This window comes from Candidatus Poribacteria bacterium (genome assembly GCA_026706025.1).
Classification (GTDB): Bacteria; Poribacteria; WGA-4E; order WGA-4E; family WGA-3G; genus WGA-3G.
In genome coordinates this window covers 41,289-61,953 of the sequence record JAPOZO010000002.1, presented here as the reverse complement: position 1 = coordinate 61,953, position 20,665 = coordinate 41,289, and the positions used below count along the sequence as shown (strand labels likewise).

The following is a 20,665-nucleotide window of genomic DNA, read 5'->3' as shown; positions in this document are numbered from 1 at the left end:
GTTATCAGTCGTCAGTCGTCAGTTAAGAAGGTTTCTATGACAGCCACAATGAACTGAGTTTACTACAAAAGGTTTCTTAACTTATAACTGATAACCGATAACGGATAACTACCTCCTCTGACAACTGAAAGGTTTTTCTCAGAAAAACCGAACTGATAACTAATTTAAAAAGCTTGCCCAAGCCCGAAGTGATATTTGAAACCGGGTTCCAATCGGGTAAGGTCTGTATTTCGTGCTGCGGCGAAGTCTACTGAAAACAGTCCAAGTCTTAGCCGCATCCCGATTCCAATAGCGGCTTTAACATCGTCAAGTCGAATGCGATTTTCTTCTCGGACGATGATATTAAATGGGTTCTCTGATCCGTACTGCCAATCTGACCACGTGCCTCCGAAATCAGCAAAAACAATACCGCGGATACCACCGAGTGACCACCTGACGGGCCATCCAAAATGAAGCACATCTATCAAAGGGATACGAACTTCCAAGTTGAGGAGTCCAATGCGGGTGCCGACTAAATCTTCATAATTGTAGCCGCGTAAGGTATCAATCCCGCCGAGGTAGAAGTAGGATTTGTCGGCACCAAAACTGCCGCCGAGTAGCAAGCGGACCGCGAGGGTTGAACGTCTACCGAGACCAAAATAGCGTCGTGCGTCAAAAATAGCGTTTGTGAGTGCAAGCTCACTGCCGAGTGTCGGGAAAGATTGTTCAAGTTCAATGCGATAGCGTGAACCTGTATAGGGTGCCCACTCCCGCCACATCGTTGTATCACCGACGAAAGCGATGGACCCCATTGTGAGTAAGCCTCTATCGTCATACGGATCAAATGTTCGGTTGGTCTGGAAGTTGTAGGAAAACGGTTGTGAGTACATTGAGAAGTCAAGATCAAGTCGATGGTATCTATCAAACGGATAATTGAGATACAAACCGAGTCCAGTAATCCGTTGTAGGATACCCCGTCTTTGCTGGATGCCGCCCAAAATATGGTATTCGTGATAATTGTAAATCACCGCGCCCATATCTGTCCGGTGGGTTAAAAACCCGTATTGTGCGATAAAATCGGGTGCGAGGTAGCTGGATTGGTTCATCACACTGACCCCGATACGATGGTTGCCCAACATATCACTGCCGACGATCTGGACCGTGCTTCTCAAGATACCATCAGCACCGAGGCTGAAATCTGGGAAGATCGCATCTAAAGCGAAAGAGGATTTTGTACTATACTTCCGTTTGGCTATCCTATAATTCTGTGGTTCTTCTGCGGTTAGAATAACGGAAGGTTCTGCTAAGTCGGTAGCCTCAGATTTTTCTTCAATAGTTTTGGAAACGTCCATAACACAGACATCGTATTTTCCGTTCTGATAGGCACTAAATAACAGATGCTTCCCGTTCGGGGATAAACTCGGATTGAAGCAACCCGTCATCATGTTGGTCAGACGTGTCAACTCAACCTTTAGCGTTTGGTTTGCAAATTCTGTTCCATCATCCTCAGTGAACAACAAGCCTTCCTTGGTTATGTCGTCGGTTTGCTGTTCAGGTTCTGTTTCTTCTTCCGTAACCGCGTGCGTTTGGGCGCGTGCTTTTTCTATAATTTTTAGTTTGTAGATATCGTAAATGCTTTGTCCATCCGAGCAGAAGAGAATTGATTTCCCGTCTGGTGTCCACACTGGACTGATAGAATTATGGATTCCGTCGGTTAACAGACGTTCCGTTCCACGGTCGAGATCTATCAGTACAAGCCTATTTTTACCGCCTCGTTCAGAGGTATAGACAATTTTGCCGGTTGTTGGGTGCCATGAGGGGTGCGTATCGTTAAATGGATCGAAAGTTAGTCTATCAATGTCACCTGTCAGGAGCTCGATAATATAGAGATCTGTCTGCCCCTCTTTGAGTGCGGAAAAAATGATCCGCTCACCGCTGCCATCGTAATCCGGGGAAGTAACGCTATCAAAATCGAGTTCAAAGTACTGCGTGAGTTCCTCCGTCAGAATATTGACTTCAAGGAGGTAGTTAGCGTCATGATGCTTGGCGACGAATGCAATCTTATCACCATCGGGTGCCCATGCGAGACTTCTACCAAATCCACCGAAATCGGTTCGGATTTCCTCATATTTCTCTCGGAAAAATCGCTTGGTAACTCGCTCAATGCGTTCACCGGTTTTTGCGGACATAAGGACAATCTCAAGAAATCCATCGTTTCCAGTAACGTAAGCGATAATATCACCACTCGGCGACCAGGCGGGTTTAATATTATGAGAGTATTTTGATTCTTCGGTAAGATTCTTTGCGACGAGGTCGGGCAATTCTCGGTCTTCAACGAGGGGCCAGTAACGCTTCCGCATTGTCTGCCGCCACGCCTTATCAAATTCTTCGAGTTCTACACCGAGTACCTCTCTGAAAACCCGATCAATGTCTTTCGTTCGGCTCTGTCGTAACCCCTGTAAAATCTCGGCGACTTTTTCACGCCCATAGGTTTCTGTGAGATATGCCACCGCCAATTGCCCCAACTTATATCCGACGAAAGGTGAACTGAGCCGGTTAAAATTTTGGAGTTGCGGTAAGGGAACGATGTTGTTGTTCATGCTGGCATCTCGGACGACCATCTCGCCGATTGCATCATTATCTTCAGCGAAATAATCTGCCATGCCCTCTATAAACCAGATAGGGGGTGAGTAGAGAAACTCACCGCTGTAGATACGCGCATGCGGCTTCTGATAGATAATATCGTACTGAAAAATATGAATGAGTTCATGAAAGATCACCTCTCGAAACGCTTCAAGGGAACCGGTGAACGGAATAACAATACGATGCTTAAAGAGTTCTGCGAAGCCTCCGATACCCTCATGGAGTTCTTGGAGGATTATGTTGGTCTCCTGAAAATCTTTATGGGATTTGTAAAGGATAAGCGGTGTTCTATCCCGCAGTTCATGCTCAAAATCCTCGCTGTGCTGTTCGTAAGCCTCTTCAGCAATAGCGGCCATGATAGGCACCAGTTTCGCTTCACTCGGATAGTAATGTATATCGAAATGCTCTGTCCGATGGATGTGCCAATCGAAGCGTTGTGCAGTAATTTTATTTTTCCCAAAAGCCTGCGCCCATCCAACACAAGGTGCCAGTAAACTCAGGAGTAAGAGGCTATGGAGGACGTATTTAACCAATAATTGCTGTGTATCACTGGTGTGCTTCTCAGATATTTGTCTTGCTATTAGGATTCCGTATTTATTTTTTTTCACACCTTTAACCTCATTCTTAGTTTCCAGTTTTTAGTTTTCCAGTCTTTAACTGGCGACTGGCAACTTCTGTGGCGAATATTTCACAATTTGTATCAATTCCTCTCAATTGACTAAATATCTATCTTCACGCTCATAGTGTGGAGAGATTTGACGCGTAAATTCTGATACAGCACGCTTGCCGAGTTCCCTGATAGTATTTGCCTGTGGACCCGCCTGAGAGAAAATGAAAGAGCCAATTGTATGTGCTTCTGCGGTGCTCCGTCGGTAAGTTTCATCCCAGATAATCTGTTCGGTCTCGATATCAATAATCATCACTCTCAATGAAAGGAGATAGGTTTTCTGCATGTAGTCCTGATAATCCATTACGTAGCGTTGCCTTTGTACGGAATAGCGTTCGCCATAATATCGTCTCGGTCGGCTATCTGAATAGAAACGAAAGCTGCCGATGATAATCCCTTTCACCTCAAAATACTCTCCGAGTTGACTCAAGTGTTTCGTATCAGAGAGCCAATCCTCTCCGACGGTTTCACCTGTAAGCAGTCTCGCTGTCTCCTGTGTGCTGACGACTTCAAAGTGTTTTTGGCGTGCTAAACCTCTACGGAGTATTGCGGCAATTTCCGCCCCGATTTCTTCGGGCAGTTTTTCGTTACGTTCTGTCTGTTTTTCAGCCACAAACGGCAAAACGGCGAAGTTGGAATACCGGTTGATGTCAATTTCAGATTGGACTTTCACCGGAATAGAGACGCGCGTCACGGCACTGCCACATCCACAAAGCATTAGGCCAGCCAGTAGGATTCCAAGTTTCCCGGCACCGCTTGTAAACCGGAAAATTGCTGTTAGAAGTTTCGTCATTTGCATATTGGCATCCTCACTGTTCCGTGGTTGGGCGTCCCTCATCTGGTTGCGGTGCGTCTTCGTCGTCAAGTCCGCTGCGTCGGAGGTGTATACGGCACCGTCGATAGTTGAGTCGATAGTATTTGTTGCCGGGGTCTAACTCCGCCGCGCGCTGGTAAGCGGCAATAGCCTCGTCTATGTTTCCGACCGCCTCGTATGCGACACCAAGGTTGTTATGTGCTTTGGCATCATCTGGATCGACATTGATGACCTGCTTCCATCGGAAGATGGCTTCATTCCAGAGCTGCGCTTGCGCGGCACGTATCGCGAACCGATTGTAAGCTTCGGTTTGCGATGTGTCACGGAACGCTGCACATCCGGGTAGAATTACGCAGACTAAAATAGCAGTGAATGCAAGCCGATTATATTTTAACACATTTATCACCTTAATATTTAGTGAACTTGTTTCGCCTATTGCATCATATATTTTACATTGCATCAACCTTTTGCGTCAAGAGAAAATTGGGGTTGCAGCAGAGCCATTCAATTTTAAGAAATTATTGGATTGGATGTCCTTTTCCAGAATCCGGTGCGAAATCTAGCGAAATCCAGCGAAAATTTCTGCGAATTTTAAAAAACATAACACATGTTAAGTATAAACACCTACGAAAAGGACAACACCCAAAACGGACAATTGAATGACCCTGAACCCAGAACATAAAATATTGTCAATTTTTCGGATGGTGTGATATACTTCACTATGCTACTTATTATATTTTTAGACTTCAATAAGAAGAACGTCTGATTATCTACACCGATGAATCTGCCAGCGTCAAAGTTTGTCAGTGGATAGCATTAATGGATATAAAATACACCGATCAACAAATAGCAGTGTTAATTAATGAACGTAAAGTTTTACCAGATGACTGGCGTATCCAACTAAATAAGGACAGTAGTTTGTATATCATTGGGGAAAACGGTAACCGTTTCCGCCTCATAACCAACCAGAATGAAAAATATCCATCAGATTTTTCGGTAATCTTAGCGGTTATAAATCCTAAAACTGGCGCGACCTTTCGGATCTGTCGCTATAATGGTCTGCCTAAACGTCCGCACAATAACAAAATTGAAAAACAGAAAATTTACGGTTACCACATTCATTTTGCTACAGAGCGATATCAAGAAAGAGGCTATGATGAGGAAACCTATGCAGAAGAGACAGATCGCTATAATAATCTTGAAGGTGCGTTACAGGGTCTTATACAAGATGCGAACTTTGAATTACCGGCACAGATGGAATTAAAAATTTTTTAGGGGGTGAGAACAATGTCAGTTAAAACAATAGAAAAAGACTTTATTGATAAGGTTTCCGCAGAAATACAGCTTTCAGCAGATGGCAAAGACCGTTTCCTCGTTTTTACGCCCTTCCATTTCAATGATGGGGATCAGTTGGTTATTGTGCTGAAAAAGATGGGGGGTAGGTGGGTCCTCTCAGATGAGGCGCACACTTATATGCACCTCTCATACTATATGGATGAACAAAAACTTCATAGTGGAAACCGCCAGAAGTTAATCTTAAAAGCTCTATCTATGTTTCAAGTTGAAGACTATAACGGGGAATTAATTATTGATGTTTCTGATGGATGTTATGGGCAAGCACTTTATGACTTGGTCCAAGCTTTACTTAAAATAATTGACGTTACGTACCTGTCACGAGAAACGGTTAGATCAACATTTATCGACGATTTTCAAGCCTTTTTGTATCAGAAGGTCGAATCAAGGCGTATGACATTCAATTGGCAACATCCAACAAATGATCCCGATGGAATTTACAAAGTAGACTGTAGAATAAACGGAAAGGTCCCCCCACTATTTGTGTTTGCCTTAAATAGTGATACTAAGACGCAAGCAGCCGCGCTCACATTACACCAATTCAAAGCATGGAAAGTTGACTGCCAACCCGTAGGTATTTTTGAGAAAGAGAATGCGACGACTCGTGATGTGTTCTTACGTTTCAGAGATGTTTGCGATACATATTTCACCGACCTAATCGAAAATGGCGAAGAAATCGGACAATATCTGCAAAATTATATGTCAGGTGCAGGATAACAACTGATATAAAACTTACCAAAGTCAACCAAACCGTCATTGTATCTCTGATCCATTCTCAGTAACAGATGGGACCCCGGTTTCCTAACCTCGCCACTGCATATCCTATGACAGTATATCGATAATTATGGAATTCACTTTAAAACGTAACAAGGAGCAAATTGAATGTCTAATACAACGCCAGTCCGCACGGTGATTGTTGGGTGTGGCATGATTTCTGCGGGCGGTTATCAACCGCGTTGCCAAGCGTATCCGCATCGCATTGAATTGGTCGGCTTCTATGACCAAGACGAGGCGCGTGCCTCTGCATTAGCAGAACGTAACGGCGGACGCGTTTACAAATCGCTTGAGGAAGTGCTGAATGATCCGAATGTAGAAGCGATTGTGAATTTGACACTTCACATCTCTCATTACCCGGTTTCGTTGGCGGCACTAAAAGCAGGGAAACATGTTTATTCTGAAAAACCGATCTCTATCCGTACCGATGAAGCGAACGAACTCGTAGAAACGGCGGAAGCGAACGGTCTCAAACTGGCGTGTGCCCCGTCAGCGATTCTCGGGTATGTGCAGCAGAACGTCTGGCAGCGAATTCGCGAGGGTGAAATTGGCAATATTATCTCTGCAATCGGGAATTTCGGTGGTCCGTTAGAACACTGGCATCCGAGTGCGGACGCGTTTCTGATGCATGCCGGTCCATTTCGGGATGTTGCGCCTTATCCGCTAACAACGATGACGACCATGATTGCGCCCGTTAAAACAGTGCACGGGTTTGCGCGGGTCGCTGTTCCAAAACGGGTGTTAACCCAAGGTCCGCGTCAAGGCACTGAATTTGAGGTCAATGAGAAAGACCACGGGTTCGCCGTGCTTGAATTCGAGAACGGTGCACACGGATTCATCTATCACAGTTTTACTGTTGCTTCTGGAATCCCGCCTTATGAAATTCACGGTACTGCAGGTGGGTTTTCCCTTCAAGCACATGATGATGGGCGCGGTATCAAGAAATTTACTCCGTCAGATGGATGGCAAGATGAACCCTCGCCGCCGAAAGCCTTTACTGGATTAGACTGGGGTAAAGGGGTTGCCGATTTCGCAGATGCGATCAGATCTGATCGGAATCCGCGGTGTAATGGCGCGCAGGCACGACACGCGCTGGAGATATGTGAACGGATCATCGAATCGTCTGATGCTGGTAGACCTATTAATGTTGTGAGCCGTTTTCCAGCACCATCGCCTGTGGGCGATGTGGCACCGTGGGAGGATGTATAATGCTACGGTTGCTTACCAAGCGTTAGCATGTTAATGAAAAGGCGATATGCGCCTGCGATGCCTGCGGGAAGTTGCCTATAAAAGGCATACGCAGCGTAGGTATAGGTGCCTTCCCCATATTGTGCGTAGAGTAATCCACCGTGCTGCGGTTCCTGTTCGCGGTCGTTGCAGGTGAGGAGTGCCTGATAATTTCCGTCCCATTCCGTCAGGAATTTAGAACCGCGCTCCTCAACCCATCCATCGAAATCCGCCGCCGTAATTCGATTTGGATACTGGAAGATTGGGTTGTCTGGCATCAAAATCGTTACCTGTGCATCCTCTTCGGAAACCTCTTCTGGTCGTCTGCCCATAATATACGGGTACGGACCGAAGGGGGCTGCGTCGAATTCTGGGGTCTGGTACTGGGCGATGAGGTTGCCGCCCTTATGCACATAATCGAGGAGTCTGCTGTTATAGGCGATGAGGTCTCGTCGCACAGCGTACGCTCGGATGCCGATAAGAATAGTATCGAATCGGTTCAAATCGCCGGTGCGGAGTTCTTCTGTGCCTAACATCTCTACATCAATCCCAATCTGTTCCAGAGCTTCAGGGATTTTATCGCCTACCCCCATGATGTAGCCGACGCTCAAATTCTGTGGAAGTTCAAGCGAGATGCTGTGAAGCGTCATTGTGGCAGGACGATAGAGATGGCGCGGCTCAAGATCAGAATGATCAATCACTTGATAACCGGTGGTGTACTCCGCGCCATTGGACAGAGCAACCGCCTGAATTGTATAACCTCTGCCCGCTTCTACACCTTCAGCAGACACCTGAAAAGTAAACGTCTTGCTTGCTCCTTCGTGTGTAAAAGCGAAAGCTGCCCACTCAGGAGACACGGACCAGTCCTCCGGGAACGCAAGTGCAAGTTTACCCTCCGCTTCACCCTTTACGTTATTTAGCATCTCCACTGTGGCGGTAAATGTAGTTGCCGTGGCGGATTCGGATATGGGGATAACGCCGATACGCGGTGCCATAGATAGACTAATGGCAGGAGCCACCGTTAACAAACGCCGCCTCTCTCCCCAAGGTCGGTTGATAGAAACTGTTTGTGCTGGTCGCTTCAGTGTAAAGTCCACATCTTCCACACGATAGGTTACAACACCGTGAACATCAGGTGGTGTGGCGGGTAGAAAGCGGAATTCTGGATGCTTGAGCGTGTAGACAGCATCATGATACTCAGATGCGCGTGTCCAGTAAGGTTGCGTGTACGCTGCATCCTGCGGCACCTCCACCTCATAAGTAATGGAGATCGGTTCGTTCGTCTGTATAGCCCCTATCTCCTTTGTGTCCGAATCCGCTCGCGTTTGTTGTACATTCCAACCTTCAGGTGTATCGAGTGAAGTATTGACAAGCTCAGCTACAACTGGAGCGGGGTTCACGAATCGCATTCCGATTGAGAACTTTTGCCCGGGAATCGCAACAGTGAAAGTCTCAGACGAACGCGTGCCTGCAGGTTGAACAAGCACTTCCAGAGACAGTCCGAGTGCAGCATTTGTTGCGGTTATAAATTCCTGCTCTTTGTTACGAAGCAGGAAAAGGAGATGTGATCGGGTACTATCATCAAGGTCTATCTCTTGTATTTTTTCCATTAAGCTGCGAGTCGTTTTGAGTCCACCCGCAAGGTGCGGGACAACTATCCAAGGCTGGCGAGCATCATAGTCGCGTATTACGGCATTCACACTTTCTTGAAGTTGTGTGAATTCTGCATTCAACTTAGATGCGTTAGCGAATCTTGCCATGCCCATTATTGTTGTGTCAAGTCCATCAAATAGGCTATCTTCAGATTTCGGATGCTCGGAAAGTGTTGTATTGATTAGCTGCAGTTCGGTGAGCGAAGAACCTTTGGATGCACGCGTCTGTCCAACGCCTTGCGAACGCTGGTAACTGAGTCCCTGGCGTGCAATTTGCGCGTAGGAGAGTCCTAATAAGGCGTTATATTTGCCTGTATCAATTTTTAACACAGGGGTATCGTCGGCACCAGTGTTACTGCGTCGCCATCGGGAACGGGTGATATAGAGTTTCTTGGGTTGCCACGGCTGTAGACCTTCGGTGAGGTGTTCTGGGAAACGGGTCGCGTCGCCTGCAGCATTGAACGCTTCTAACGTTACAACACCAGAAACTTGATGGTGACCATGGCCATCTCGGCGATTGCCTTGAAATCGAGAGATAATGATATCCGGCCGGTAGTATCGAATGAGACGCACCATATCCTCCAAGAGCATCTGGTAATCCCATTTTTCCAAGGTTTCGTCGAGTCGTTTGGAATAGCCGAAATCGACAGCACTACTGAAAAAGAGGTCAATGCCGTAGTAACGTATGGCAGCGAGGTGCTCCTCTGTCCGGACGATTCCGAGTGCATCGAATAATTCGGGACCGATGAGGTTCGCGCCACCCTCGCCACGCGTGGTCGAGTATAATGCCGTTCTGACTCCCTGTCCACGACTGAGCCACGTCAACAGGGCACCATTTTCGTCGTCCGGGTGTGCGACGGTGTGGAGAACAGTCGCAGTGGTCTGTAGGCGTTGCAAGGCACGCCAAACTTCCGAAGCGTTCGTTGCGCCTGCCATTCCTCCTGTGTCTGCCATAGTAGTGGTTCCTCCTATTGTCCCGAGCAGTGCAAAAGTCAAAATTGGTATTACGATTTTTCTGAGCATTAGAAGATCCTCCCAAGGAAAGTGCGCCTGCCGTTATCCGTTGTACAGGAAGATTTATACCTCTTGCTATTTTGGGAGCGCGTCGCGGAGCATTTCCACACTCTGTGGAACACCGACGTGTGCATCCGCTTTCCCTTCAAATTCAATGGATACGTATCCCCGAAATCCGACATCTTTTAAAATTTTGCCGATTTTAGCGTAATCCAGATCTAACGTATACCATTCACCTTCACCGTAATAGGTTTTGGCGTGGACAAGCACCGCCTCACCGGCAATCTGTTCCAGTTTTTGATATGGGTCTGAGAGGAAATTCCCACAATCCATCGTCACCTTCAACCATTCGGAGTCAATAGCGGAGACGATGCGGTTGACGCCTTCAGGTGTGCAGGTTAACCCCCAATGGTTTTCGAGTCCGAGGATAACACCGTATTTTTCAGCGTCTGGGAGGCATTTTTCAATGGCTGCGATGACCCACGCAAACGCTTCGTCTTCTGTGTGTCCAGGAAGCGTCGGTTCTTGTCCTTCGGTTTTCATCAATTCGTTGAAGGACGGAACAGTACCCCATCGTCCTGAGTTGAGACGGATTGAAGGGATACCGAGTTCGTGTGCTAACCGGATACAGTGGATGGTGTGATTGATGTTTTTTTGCCGCGTCGCCGCGTCCGGCGAAACAAAGCCTTGATGGATGGAGAGCGCGTAGAGATCGAGTCCGTGGATGAAGGCGTGCCGTTTGAGTTTCTGAAGATATGGGTTCGCCTCAGATGCCATCTGTTGATGTAAGATTTCAACGCCGTCGAGTTCGAGTCGTGCGGCTTCTTCGATAACGTGTTCAATGGGGACACGCTCGGGTTTGAAATGCCAATAAGAATAAGTGGATACACCGAGTTTCATCTATCACCTCAATTTAGAATTCTTGTGATCTTTATGATAGCATAACTCGGAATACAAATCCACTCTTTATACTATAAATATGTAGACGCGGTTTTTTGAAGATTAATTTTTTAATTCGGTAATTTTTGGCGATGCCCGGTTCGGTTAGGAAACCGAACCTACCGGGCCTGGAGGAAATATAGAATTACCGAAATATTTTCTTAAACTTCATTGAACCGCGCCTTTTCGGTGGGACGCGGCTATTGGTTCTTAGATTTAGCCGACACCGCCGCTGCCACCAACTTCTCTAAATCTGTCTGTCTACCTTTGCTGGAGATTAACTTATGGTTGGCTTCATGGGCGATTAACGTGCCATCTCTATCAATAAGCCACCGTGCTGGAATAGATTTAACGTCATACTGTTTCACAAGCGGACACTGTTTTTCCAGACCACTATAAATTTGCTGCCAAGGGATGTCATTTTCCTTGAGGTAGTTTCGCAGCTTCGTTTCATCAGTATCAAGGCTGACACCAATGACCTCAAATCCCTGATCTTTATAGGTATTGTAAATCTTTTTGACATTCAGTACATCCCCGATGCAGAAACTGTGCCAGACCGCCCAGAAATCAAGCAGAACGACTTTCCCGCGATATTGTTGGAGCGAGATCGGTTTGCCATCAAGGTCGGTTGCAGAAAAATCCGGAACAGGTTTTCCAAGCAACATCAACGGAGGCTTGATCTTGCTGAGGTATTCTATCGCGAGTTCAGTGTTGCCTGACGCTTCATGGATATCTGCAATTCTCTGGGACAGACTAAGTTTTTCCGGGTACTGCGCTTCAAGTTCCTTAAAAAGCTGAAGCACATCCTCGTCCCGATTTGCCTTCTTAAGCAGATAACTGAGGGTCAAATGATCTTGAAGGTTTTCAGGATTCATAACAACTTTGAAACGGCCGATAAGTTGATCCAAATCTTTTTCCCGTCCACTTTCAACATAGAGGCGGGCAAGCATTGGGTAGATATCCAAAAGACTTTCATGATCCGGCTGTCGCTGAAGTTTCGTTTCCAAATCGGCGATAGATTTTTCGGTGGTTGTCTCGTTGAGATCTTCGCTCAGTTCTTGTGCCGCAACTTCCACGCCCGCAGATGACCTTAACAATTCTAAATATCGAGGCATTCCCTCACTACGATGCGAATAATAGGGATGGTATAAGTTCCAGCTGCACAGATGCTCAATCACTTCCAAGTCAGGGGTGAGTGTCAGAATGTCCACAGCACTGGCGTAATGTTGTCGGAGTTTCGTTGCCAAGGCAGCTGCGTTTGCTCCTTTGGCACCGGCTTGCAGCTCAGGTACATCTCTCAGCAGAACCCAAACGTTTACGAAGTGCGTGTTGAGTAAATTGATAATTTTCGGTGAGGAGAGCGGACCCGCTCTCAAACTTTTGCCCGTCCCTCAGCAGGATTCATCGTCAAGTACACCGAATAAAAGCACCGCATGAATCGGGCGATTCAGTGCTTTCGAGCGTTTAACGGCATCCTCAATCGGGGTCCACTCAATTTCAGTGAATTTATAGAGCGAACTCTCAAACTTCTTCGCCACCTCTTCCTCAGTGATAACGGTTTCCCAAGCAATCGATTCTGGCTGTGTCTCCGATAAACTACAGAGTTCCATACGAGGCACAAACCCTATATCGAAACTTCTAAAAGCACCCATATCAACATTACTATTGCGGTTCGGAAGCGATAACGTCCATTGACAAATCGTTCCAGTGTCGTGATTGATTATTAGATGTCCGGTAAATTGCGCTGGTCTCAAGTAGGCATCAATAGACGCGTTCAGCGTAAAGCGCGCATGGATTCGGAAAACGATGTCAGCATATTCGGACGAAATTGCCCGTAAGCACGCTTTCGCCTCCTTCTGAGTTGCGCCTGGATGAAACTGTTGAAGAAAGGGGAGAATCCCCTCCGGATTCAAGTCCCAGACATCCCCGACCTTAGCGGTTGATGGCGGGAGAAAGACTTGAAAATCGGTTGTACTGTAGTTCTTCAGTGGATGTGCAGGTCCGGGGTTGAATAACCTCAACCACTCTTCCCACGCCATGTCCACCGGTTCTTGCCACTGTGTTTTGGATCGATTAAACTTTTCTTCTGTTGCCCAAGGCAAATTATGTGTTGTATTTTCAATCGGATCCCAATGTGCTTGCACTGGGACATTCGCTGAAGTGCTTAGCACGTTACGAAGGTCTATCACTGTTTTGACTCCTGCTGTTAGGACGATTAGGACACATCCTATTGATTTATTTTTCACTTTGCAAAAATAGTTTCTGGAATTTAGCAAAGACACCATTTGTCATGTTTTCTAAATCGTTTTTAGCAATTAGGTACAAACCTGTTTGCGAATGTTCAATCAGGTTTACTGTGAGATCACTAACGCGTTCCCAATTTGACACAGCCACATCTGGTTTGAGAATACTATGGAAAATCGTTGTGTTCCTTCTGGTAGGTTTGGATTGCTTTGGCAATCGCGAGCAAATTTTGAGTGCAGATTTCAATATCTTTTTTGTCCTGCTTTAAAGCTGCGTCTTGTCCATGCGCACTGGGTTTTGGCAACAATTCCTCTGGTGTTGGTTGCGATTTGGATGTCTCCTGAATTTGTTGGTGCGGTACCTCTTCTGTGTTAGCTGCTTGTGTTAAACGCATCGTTCCGATCGGGACAGCAAATCCGATGAGGACGAGTAGTCCTACCGCGACAGCTGCTTTCCTCACCGGATGCCGATTCAGATTTTCAGCGAGGACGGTTCGGAGTCGTCTTTCAATCTTTGAGGAGTGTGCTATCGCAACAGTTACACGCGAAGTCGCCTTTGCTATTTTTACGTTGCGTGTAATATCAAGCAGAAGTTGGGCATAGTTGGTTGATTGATATCCGGCGTTTAGCACTTGGTCGTCGCAGGCTTGCTCTGCTTCGATTCGCATCCGACGCACTGCAAACCATACGAACGGATTAAACCAGTAGACTGCACAGGTTATCTGTGCGACCATCTGCAGCGTCCAATCCCATCGTTTGATATGTGCCAATTCGTGTAGGAGAACAGCGCGGAGCCGCTCGGTTTGCCACTGCTCCGCATCAACTGGCAGCAAAATCACAGGACGTAAGAAACCCCAAACCATTGGTACTGTAACCCCATTGCTGAGACGGACATTTACTCGTTGATTCCCATTGGATTGGAACTGCTCGACAGCGCGGCTAAAGTTGTTACTACGAGCAGAAATATGCCAGACAGCACCGATTCCGACAATCAAACGGATGAGAAGAAACAGTCCAACACCCGCCCAGGCTACCGCCATCCAGTCTGTCCACTGCAGTGCAATAAAGGGACTACTCTGATTGGTCACCGGATCAGGTTGCGGCGGTGTCGGTGTGATTGGTGTTGACGATACCGGCTTTGGTGACAATTGGTTCTGAGCAATTGAGACTGGTGCTTCCACCGGTAAAATACCGAGTTCCCACTTCGGAAGTATGAGAGAAAACAGTGGAACGATAATGCATCCGACAATTGCCATGCTCCAAACGAAACCGCGCACCGCCGCCGACTTGTGGCGGAGGCAGAATGCGAATAAACCTGCAACGGCGAAAATAACCAAGCTTTTCATCGTGGTGTCAACGAGAAATTTCAGCAATGGGTCTGCGTAGAGTGTTTCAATAAATCGCATCATGATGAAGTGTCTCCCTTTTTCGCTTGCTCAATAAGTCGGCTTAAACGGTCAAGTTCCTCATCCGAGAGGTCCGCCTCGGAAACCAGTGCAATGACCGTTTTCTCAATGGATTTATCAAAAAATGTCTGGAAAATCTGTTTGAGCGCGGAACGTCCTGCGAGATGGCGTGGTTGCGTCGGACGATAGATGTAACGTTTGCCATCTTTTTTGTGGGTGAGATACCCCTTCTCCTCCAAGATCCGCAACAGTGCCCGAACTGTAGAGTAGCTCGGTGGATCCGGAAGGTCTTTAAGAACATCAGCAACGGAAACGTGGCCGCGTTGATAGACGATATCCATGATTTGCCGTTCTCGACGACTCAGTTTGAGAGTACCATAGTCTTCCATTTTTTTACCTCTTTCGGTAATGTGCTAATATTTCAGCACTTATGAAGGCGATAAATGAAAATATGCTAAAAATTTAGCACAAATAAGGGAATATGCTAATATTTTAGCATTTACAGAAAATTATGTCAAATGAAAATGCTAAAAAATTTAACATGAATTAACCCAACAGAGGGCTCCTTAGATGTCAACATAGAGGAAGGAAAGAAACGTACCTACGAATAACACTACAAAAAACAACAATAATAACAAAAGATCCGTAGCTGCAGCGGTGTAGGCACCACTGAAACTGATGCGATCTTCAAATTTAGGAATTGATTCAAAGCGCACCGGCTTTTGTGATGTCCCTTCTTTGGGTCCGAGTGCATGTGGACTCTCTGGGTCGGCACGATCAGTTTCAATGAGAAACGTTCTGAATTCACCGGCGTATCGGCGCACCTGCTTTAAAAATTGGACGTGCCGTGTGAAACCGGTTCCAGCAAGGGATTCGACAGCATAACGGACGCTTGACGCAGGCGATATGCGGGTTATGGATCTCGCGAGTTGAATCTGAGCAATCTGAGCATCCAAGTGTTCTTCATTCAATCTCTGGTTGTCTCTTGCATCTTCGGTGAGGTATTTCGACCATAATAATGTTTCCTCTGTTGCTGGAATCTCTCGCGAGGGTGTTTTACGCCAAAGCTCATCGTACTGCTCAAAAAAACGAGAGGCCAGAGACTGTTGACGGGCGGCAAGTTCGTTATGCGTCATTGTCGGCTGTAAGCCACTGGTAAGCGCGCCGATTGTGGAGGGTAACAGGACAACCCAAACAACCCAAACCAGTAAGAGAATCGTGAGACTTATCGACGAACTGTTCACACGAGAGGATATGAGCAGTCCCAATCCCAGGAAGATTGACACATAAACAAAAGCGATAAGAATGATAACTCCTAATCGTCCCCACTCGCTCGCTGCCAATGGAATGTTTCCTGAAGTGTAAAGGAGAAAAAGGTTAATTAATGCGGCAATTAAAAAAGGGATACTGATAGTTATTAATGCTGCAAGAAATTTGCTTACCAATACAGTGCAGCGTGAAATGCTGTTGGACAGCGTCAGCCGTAATGTGCCGCGTTCTTGCTCCGAGGAGATCGCGTCGAAAGTGAACAGGATTGCAACCAAACTCAACGCTATGGAGATTATATCTCCCCAATCAACATTCGTATAATCCGGCGTAATGTCCCGTAGGCTTGGATTGGATTGTGGGTATTTCATTCGCCATGTCGTACTGATTGAAAAACGACTTGATGTCATGAACACCCCTTCGCCAATGCCATCAGCGGATTCGGGTATAAATGTTTCACCGCTGTTTGCACAAAAGGAGAGTGTACAAGGTTTTTTGTAGAGCGTCCCGGGGCCTTCTATAAGCAGATTATACAGACTGTCTGCATTGGATCTCATTTTATCTAAAGACGCTGAGACCTTTTGTTGATATGCCGTCGATTGCGCTGTGTATTCGCCAAAATATCCGATTGCGTTGACGATCATCAGTGCAATCAGCAATACCGTTGTGAAGGCAAACCGCAGACTGCTCAGATGGTCATAGAGTTCACGTTTTGTGATATGCCACATTGGTTTTCGGTTTGCCTCGCAGTGAGAGTTATCAGTTTTCAGTTAAGAAATTGTGGTTTGGATTGCAGTTACCAGTGGAATAATTATTAGTTAAAGAACTCCAAGCGAGCAATTGTTGCGAGGTATCCTCTTAACTCTCACTGCGAGGCAAACCGATAACTGATTACTGAAAACTACTCTACACTTCTTGTCGCACAAAGATTAAAAACGTCGTCATAAATAGCACAATATTGATGAGTAGCAGACAGGCAATATCGCCGCTGGCGTGCTGCATGCCGGTCCATATCTCTCTTCGATGATAAGAAAACTGGGGTAAATCGCTCCAATCAACCTTTCCTTGGTCAATGGAGAACCATTTTCGGGCAGAAAAGGCTTCCTTATCATAGAAATAATCGATAATCGTTTGCCGGTACTGTTGGGTTGTTGTGATAAAATCCTTGATACCGTGAAAATCTGTTCCAGCCCACACTTCAGTTGCGAAATCATACATCGCTGCTGGTGAAAGTCGCATCAGATTTTTCGCCATGTTTGCTTTGCGAACGTAGACGTGATCTAAAGCTTTTTGTCGAACCTGCCATGTTCTCTCCGCTGCGCGGATCCGTCGCGGTTCTGAGAATTGAAAGTAAGCTTTGACATGAGGAATCTGTGGTTCTGAGTCTGGCTTGATACGCGTCCAATGACGTTTTTCTACTTTAAAGTACTTGAGTGTTGTCGGGTCGGAGATCTGATAAGCCCCGTAACTTCCTGAAGGCGGTACATTAAAATTCGGATCTTCCCCCTCAACGCTATCGTTCCTCAAGAAATCTGTTTGTTCTCTTTCAAACGCTTCCCAAATCTGCTCAATTTCACGATAGGCGGTTTCCAATTGAGAAGAAGGCTGCCAAAGCCGATTGACCGCGAATACGCTAAGACTTGGATAGATGAGGACAAGGGTACTCCATATCACCATTGAAAGCATCAAGGCAGTCGCAGTTCGGCGAGTGACCACAGAGATTAACAAACCTATTAGATAGAAAACGGAGAGATAGATGATAGAGGTGAGCAAAAGACCACCAATCCCGAGCCAATCATCCCCACTCAACGAAATTGACCCCGACACAGAAAATAGGATCAATGCAAACAGCAAACTCATGACTACCGGAAGGATCAGACAAACCATCGCACTGATGTACTTTGCTAACAGAATAATAGGACGACTGACGGGGTTTGCCATCGTCAAGCGGAGCGTGCCTGCTTCCCGTTCACCAGCGATTGCATCATGGGCGAAAAGCAGTGCCAGTAGACTGAGAATTACCTGAAAGATTAAAACCAGATCGACACTGGAAAATAGGTTGAGAAAAGGATTATCTGCACTGTGTGATTTGGTATCCCAAAGGGTTGGCACGCAGGTATGGCTGACGGTGATGGAGTTACCGAGCCGTCGATCCAGACCTGCATTGAAAATACTCAGTGGGTTGGGCGGTCGGTCTACGAGGATTGCTCCTTCCATTTCCGAATAGGTTCTTGCCCTTTTTAAAAACTTCTGATGGTGTTGCTTGACTGCGGTATCGTAGTTTATCAGGCGACGTTCGTAATCAGCAATCAGTACAACGGTATTCGCAACAACCAGCAGCAGCGTGACAACCATTGCAACGAGAAACCGAAATGTCATGAGATTGGCGAGTAATTCCCGCCGAATGAGTGTTAGGAACATCACATTATCACGCATCTGATAGGAGTGCTTCAATCATGCAAATTAAGGGCTGGCCGTTTATGGAGTCCAGACCTGCACAACTGTATTGCCAATTGCCCGCTTTATCAATCAAGATAAAACGTGGGATCACTCTAATTTGATAAGCCTTTTTTACTTCCCTATGCGGATCAAGTAAAACGGGCCAAGGGGGCTGATGTTCATCTAAAAATTGCTGCACTTGATGCAGCGTTTCACCATCATTAATGCTCCAGACAACCACATCGTTGATTTTGCTGAATCGCTCATAGACGATCTTGACTTCTGGGAGCATGATGTTTGACGAAGTCCCAACCTCAAGCAAAACAACCTTTCCAGCCATCGCTGATAGCGTGTAGACCTCTCCTTCCAATGTTTCTAACTGAAAATCCGTCGCTTTCTGATTCAGTCTGTTCGTGATAAGTTTCTGACGAATCCTTTTGCAGTCAGCACCTTCTCGAATCCGATATTCCGCTTCAGTGTCTTTGAGGAACGCCTCAAACGTATCAGTGGTTCCCTCTCGCCTTATTTGATGGTAGACGCGTTCCAAGCCTGTCCGACTTTCCACACGAGGTGTAGGCGCAAAGTGGATAGGATCATGGTCACGTCTTACTTTTTCACAGTGAGGCGTCGGTGCAAAGTGCGCATCGGCGTAGTAACGCCTTGCTTTTTCCCATTCCCTCATACCTTCTGCTGACTGTCCTAACATCCAAAAGTAATTTATAGTGCTCTCGTTGAACCTTGCCCAGAGAGATTCCAAATAATCCGGAGCGTTTGCAACAAGTCCATCGTATGCTTCTCTCCATTGCTCCTGCCGGAGGTAGATTTCAGCGCGCAGGCGCGATATTTTCTTGGACGCTTTTTCTACGGATCCTTTGTTATGTTCAACAAGCCACTTTCGTTCTTCTGCTTCCGCTAACCGGATTTCAGCACGCTCTAAAATTTCATAAGCTTTGTCTAATCGGTTGTTAAACTTCAACCGATATTTAACCGCTTCCGTATAAGCCCAACCGAAATATTGCTGTGTTTCCTTGCAATAGGCAAGATGTGCTGCAAGGCAGCTGTCAATCAGTTCATCAAGGAAGCCTTCGCTTGCCAGAGAACGATCTTGCTCAACTAACCTCAGCATTTCTTCATAAGCTAACAGATACCATGATAGTACTGGAACATCTGAGACTGTGAACTCATCAATGACGCGCTGGTAATAATGCCATTTCTGACTTGTCTCTTCGCTCCGTTCGACTAATCCGAACAATGCAGCGAGATAAATTTCGGTTCGAGGGTGTTGCAGTATCTTGTCAAACAAACTGTTTGGGACATTCTTTGTGCGGTTAGGAAGGCGCATATATCCCCAATATGCTGTGCTTAATACTTCCGGAGTTTCTGAGTGTGTTTGCAGAATATATTCGATTTCAGGGCAAATCCTTTTTTTCGCCTCTCCCTCTGGAAACATTTCGGCTATCAGTCTCCATCGAGAACCATAAGCCTCTAAGTCCGCTGGATTGGATTCCAACGCACGTGCACTAATCTCTAAAGCCCTATCAAATTCGCCCGATCTATGGTGGTTTGTAATCTGCGTTGCCAGATTCTGTTGCTGATTATTATTTAGCATTTGAAGGAATTCTCCTGTCTCTTGTAAACGCTTTCGTGCCCGGTGGAGCCGACTCACAATCGTATTCACCGACACACTCAAGAAATCGCCTATCTCCTTTGTTGTCATTTCACCCAGATAGTAGAGGGTCATTACCGTACGTTCACTCTCCGGCAGTTTTGTCAGAAGCCCGTCAACGATTTCATGACGACGCTCGGTTGCTTCTAATTCGCGCTGCTCCAATATATAACGCTCGTAAGTTAAGTTATCTATTGCTTTTAGAGACGTGTCATCCAGCGGTTGCATCGCAGGTCTTTGCTTTCGCATCCAAGCAATGCAAAGCCGATTCGCAATCACATAGAGCCACCCCGCAAATTGGCTGGGGTCCTTGAGCGTCGAAAGTTTTTCGTATGCTTGGAGAAAAGCATCTTGCGTAATCTCTTCGGCATAGTGAAAATCGCCTATCTTTCGCCACACAAGGGCATGAACACTTTTTTCATACTTTTGGACTAAAGCGTTAAACGCCTCGTCGTCGCCTGACAAAATTTCGCGAATTAACTGAACATCGTCGTCTCTTTCCACGCGGTTTTCTCCTAACAAAGAGTCGCCAGTTATCGATTGTCAGTTGTGGTAGTAATAGTCCATTAAACTGCTACAAGAG

At 46.3% G+C, this 20,665-nt stretch carries 15 protein-coding genes; 3 read left to right on the top strand and 12 right to left on the bottom strand.

Annotated elements, in window-relative coordinates; genetic code table 11:
* Positions 1-164: 164 nt before the first annotated feature.
* From OXH00_00310 to OXH00_00300, 3 genes are all read right to left on the bottom strand, one after another.
* Complete coding sequence (locus OXH00_00310) at positions 165-3,230, bottom strand: BamA/TamA family outer membrane protein (GenBank protein ID MCY3739439.1); 3,066 nt, start codon at positions 3,228-3,230, stop codon at positions 165-167.
* Positions 3,231-3,332: 102 nt separating this feature from the next.
* Positions 3,333-4,088, bottom strand: coding sequence for a hypothetical protein (locus tag OXH00_00305; GenBank protein ID MCY3739438.1), 756 nt, complete (start codon positions 4,086-4,088; stop codon positions 3,333-3,335).
* A gap of 10 nt (positions 4,089-4,098) precedes the next feature.
* Entirely contained in the window at positions 4,099-4,500 is a 402-nt protein-coding gene (locus OXH00_00300; GenBank protein MCY3739437.1) for a tetratricopeptide repeat protein, read from the bottom strand.
* A gap of 422 nt (positions 4,501-4,922) precedes the next feature.
* On the opposite strand from OXH00_00300, the gene OXH00_00295 reads away from it, so the two are divergent.
* From OXH00_00295 to OXH00_00285, 3 genes are all read left to right on the top strand, one after another.
* On the top strand, positions 4,923-5,378 hold the full coding sequence (locus tag OXH00_00295) for a hypothetical protein (GenBank protein ID MCY3739436.1): 456 nt from the start codon (positions 4,923-4,925) through the stop codon (positions 5,376-5,378).
* Positions 5,379-5,390: 12 nt separating this feature from the next.
* Complete coding sequence (locus OXH00_00290; GenBank protein ID MCY3739435.1) at positions 5,391-6,173, top strand: DUF1828 domain-containing protein; 783 nt, start codon at positions 5,391-5,393, stop codon at positions 6,171-6,173.
* Between the two features lie 165 nt (positions 6,174-6,338).
* Complete coding sequence (locus OXH00_00285) at positions 6,339-7,439, top strand: Gfo/Idh/MocA family oxidoreductase (protein ID MCY3739434.1); 1,101 nt, start codon at positions 6,339-6,341, stop codon at positions 7,437-7,439.
* A gap of 2 nt (positions 7,440-7,441) precedes the next feature.
* Here the strand turns inward: OXH00_00285 and OXH00_00280 are convergent, their stop codons facing one another.
* The 9 genes from OXH00_00280 to OXH00_00240 form a co-directional block, all read right to left on the bottom strand.
* Positions 7,442-10,063: a PIG-L family deacetylase gene (locus OXH00_00280; protein ID MCY3739433.1), complete on the bottom strand. Its 2,622-nt coding sequence runs from the start codon at positions 10,061-10,063 to the stop codon at positions 7,442-7,444.
* Positions 10,064-10,198: 135 nt separating this feature from the next.
* Positions 10,199-11,023, bottom strand: a complete 825-nt coding sequence (locus OXH00_00275) for a sugar phosphate isomerase/epimerase (GenBank protein ID MCY3739432.1) — start codon at positions 11,021-11,023, stop codon at positions 10,199-10,201.
* A gap of 239 nt (positions 11,024-11,262) precedes the next feature.
* On the bottom strand, positions 11,263-12,438 hold the full coding sequence (locus OXH00_00270; protein ID MCY3739431.1) for a redoxin domain-containing protein: 1,176 nt from the start codon (positions 12,436-12,438) through the stop codon (positions 11,263-11,265).
* Between the two features lie 15 nt (positions 12,439-12,453).
* The gene (locus OXH00_00265) at positions 12,454-13,251 is read right to left on the bottom strand and encodes a hypothetical protein (protein MCY3739430.1); all 798 of its coding nucleotides are present in this window, start codon (positions 13,249-13,251) and stop codon (positions 12,454-12,456) included.
* Between the two features lie 221 nt (positions 13,252-13,472).
* Positions 13,473-14,714, bottom strand: a complete 1,242-nt coding sequence (locus tag OXH00_00260) for a M56 family metallopeptidase (protein MCY3739429.1) — start codon at positions 14,712-14,714, stop codon at positions 13,473-13,475.
* Complete coding sequence (locus tag OXH00_00255; GenBank protein MCY3739428.1) at positions 14,711-15,100, bottom strand: BlaI/MecI/CopY family transcriptional regulator; 390 nt, start codon at positions 15,098-15,100, stop codon at positions 14,711-14,713. The genes OXH00_00260 and OXH00_00255 overlap by 4 nt, the downstream gene beginning before the upstream one ends.
* 177 nt (positions 15,101-15,277) lie before the next feature.
* On the bottom strand, positions 15,278-16,705 hold the full coding sequence (locus OXH00_00250; GenBank protein ID MCY3739427.1) for an ABC transporter permease subunit: 1,428 nt from the start codon (positions 16,703-16,705) through the stop codon (positions 15,278-15,280).
* A 178-nt stretch (positions 16,706-16,883) separates the two neighbouring features.
* The gene (locus OXH00_00245; GenBank protein MCY3739426.1) at positions 16,884-18,413 is read right to left on the bottom strand and encodes an ABC transporter permease subunit; all 1,530 of its coding nucleotides are present in this window, start codon (positions 18,411-18,413) and stop codon (positions 16,884-16,886) included.
* Positions 18,406-20,586 carry a sigma-70 family RNA polymerase sigma factor gene (locus OXH00_00240; GenBank protein MCY3739425.1) on the bottom strand — a complete coding sequence of 727 codons (2,181 nt, stop codon included), beginning with the start codon at positions 20,584-20,586 and terminating at the stop codon, positions 18,406-18,408. Before OXH00_00240 ends, OXH00_00245 begins: the two co-directional genes overlap by 8 nt.
* Between the last annotated feature and the right edge of the window lie 79 nt (positions 20,587-20,665).